At 76.5% G+C, this 2,511-nt stretch carries 3 protein-coding genes; all 3 read left to right on the top strand.

Going from position 1 to position 2,511, the window contains the following annotated elements; translation table 11 throughout:
• The first annotated feature begins 255 nt into the window (after positions 1 to 255).
• On the top strand, positions 256 to 1,509 hold the full coding sequence (locus AX737_RS26730; protein WP_066926767.1) for a DUF2793 domain-containing protein: 1,254 nt from the start codon (positions 256 to 258) through the stop codon (positions 1,507 to 1,509).
• Between the two features lie 17 nt (positions 1,510 to 1,526).
• On the top strand, positions 1,527 to 2,120 hold the full coding sequence (locus tag AX737_RS26735) for a lysozyme (protein WP_066926768.1): 594 nt from the start codon (positions 1,527 to 1,529) through the stop codon (positions 2,118 to 2,120).
• Positions 2,121 to 2,176: 56 nt separating this feature from the next.
• A partial coding sequence (locus tag AX737_RS26740; protein ID WP_082773319.1) for a hypothetical protein occupies positions 2,177 to 2,511 on the top strand: 335 nt, incomplete at its 3' end.

Genomic DNA, 2,511 nt, shown 5'->3' on the forward strand with positions numbered 1-2,511 from the left:
CGCCCGTGCGCTTCCCCTCCCCCCTCTGCGGGGGAGGGTGGCCCGCGAAGCGGGTCGGGTGAGGGGAACCACGCTGCTGGCACAGGCTCAGCGTCGATGCCGAGCGCCATCCGGCACCGTCGCTCCCCTCACCCGACCCGGCCTCACGGCCGGCCTACCCTCTCCCGCAGAGGGGAGAGGGAGGCGCGTCGCCGGAACGCGGCGCGGAAGTCGGCGCCGGCCCTCAAGCGCCCGATCATCCCCAGGAGCCCCCCGATGTCCACCACCCGCAACCTTGCGCTGCCGCTGATCGCGGCGGCGCAGGCGCAGAAGCACGTCACCCACAACGAGGCGCTGGCCCTCCTCGATGCCCTGGTGCAGATCGCCTGCCTCGACAAGGACCGCCCCGCCCCGCCGCCGAGCCCCGCGGAGGGCGACCGCTACCTCGTGCCGGACGATCCCGGCGGGGCCTGGACGGGCCTCGCGGGTCAGGTCGCCTGCTTCCAGGGCGGCGTCTGGATCGGGCTCGTGCCCCGGCCCGGCTGGCTCGCCTGGCTCGTGGACGAGGGCGAGGCCTACCTGTTCACCGGAGCGGGCTGGATCCCGCTCGCCGCGACCCTGCGCAGCTTGCGGAACCTCGCCGGCCTCGGCGTCAACGCGGTGCCGGACGCGGAGAACCGCCTCGCCGTGAAGGCGGACGGCGCCCTGTTCTCCTGGGACGAGACGAAGCCCGAGGCGGGCGACATCCGCCTCGCGCTGAACCGGCGGGCGGCGGGACGCGACGCCGCGCTGAGCTTCCAGACCGGGTTCTCGGCCCGCGCGCTCTTCGGCCTCCTTGGAGGCGACGACCTCGCGCTGAAGGTCTCGGGGGACGGCGCCGCCTTCGTCACGGCTCTCAGCGTCGCGGCGGGAAGCGGGCGCGTGCGCCTCCCTGCGGGGCTCGACGGCACCCCGGTCGGCACCGCCGAGCCGGCCGCCGCGCGCTTCTCGGCACTGACCCTCGTGCCGGCCTCCGCCGACCCCGCGGGCGGCGCGCTCGGGCAGATCGCGGTCAACAGCAGCGCGGGCGCGCTGAAATGGTTCGACGGCGCGAAGTGGGCGCGCATCGCCAACCTCGCGAAGTTCTCCGCCCGCACGAACTACGACAACTACATCCCGGCCGGCGCCTGGACCAGGATCGCCTTCAACGAGGCCGACAGCAACGACCAGGGCGCCTTCCGGGCAGGCCAGAACCGCTTCGTCGCGCCGGAAGCGGGGCTCTACCGGCTCGGCGCGGCCCTGACCTACCGGCGCAACGGCACGAGCCAGCCGAGCCTGTTCGAGGCGCGGCTGTACCGCGGCGGCGCCCCCGCCGGACGCGGCCGGTCCGCCGCCGCGGGGCCCCTCGCGGACGGCGTGAGCGGGCTCCTCATCGACGCCGTGCTGCCGCTGGCGGCCGGCGAGTGGGTCGAGGTCTTCGCCCGCTTCACCGGCGCCGACGGCTACGCGGCGGCGGCCGATTCCGCCTTCCACGGCGCCCAGCTGCCCTGACACCCCGGAGGGAACCCATGGATCTCAGCCCCGTCGGCGAGGCCGTCCTCGTCGCGCGCGAGGGCCGGCGGCTGGCCGCCTACCGCGACAGCGTCGGCGTCTGGACCATCGGCATCGGCCACACCTCCGCGGCCGGGCCGCCGCGGGTCGTGCCGGGCCTGACCATCACGGCGGCGGAGTGCGACGCGATCTTCTCGCGCGACGTCGCGGCCTACGTCGCGGCCGTGCGGGCGGGCCTCGCGGTCCCGGTGGGCCAGCACGCCTTCGACGCCCTGGTCTCGGTCTGCTTCAACATCGGCCCGGCGGCGTTCACCCGCGCGACCTTCCTGAAGCGGCTCAACGCGGGCGACCTCGCGGGCGCCCGCGCGGCCCTGCTCTGGTGGGACAGGCCCGCCGCGATCCGCGGCCGGCGCGCGGCGGAGGCCGAGCAGCTCGTCACCCCCTACGCGCGCGGGTTGCCCCGGCCGGTGGCGGGCGCCCGCCCGGTCGCGGCCGTGCCGGATGCCGCGGTGCCGACGCCCGCCATCCGGCCGGTCGTCGCACCGCCCGGCCCGCTGGCGCGCCTCCTGGCCCGGCTCGACGCCCTCCGGGCCGGCCCACGCCGCGCCTGACGCCTCTCCCGAGCCGGCCGGGTCTGCCGCGCAACCTGCGACACCTGAGGATTCCCATGCCCCGCACGCTCACGCTCGCGGCGACCGCGCTCGCCTGCCTCACCCTCCCGCCGGGGACCGCCCTGGCGGCCGACGCCGCCGTGATCCTGCCCTGGGGCGACTGGCTCGTCGCCCTCGCCCAGACGCTGCAGGCGGTGCTCTCGCCGATGCTCATCGCCCTCGTCACGGGCCTGATCGCCCGCTTCGCGCCGCTCCTCGGCTACGTCGTCTCGCGCGGGATGGTCGAGGGCATGGTTGCCCGCGTCACCGACTACGCCCTCAACGCCGTCGCGGGCGCCGCCAAGGGACGGGTGCTGACCGTGCCGGTGGGCTCGGCGGTGATCGCCGCGGC

It is taken from the genome of Methylobacterium sp. CCH5-D2 (assembly GCF_001556475.1).
In the GTDB taxonomy this organism is placed as follows: domain Bacteria; phylum Pseudomonadota; class Alphaproteobacteria; order Rhizobiales; family Beijerinckiaceae; genus Methylobacterium; species Methylobacterium hispanicum.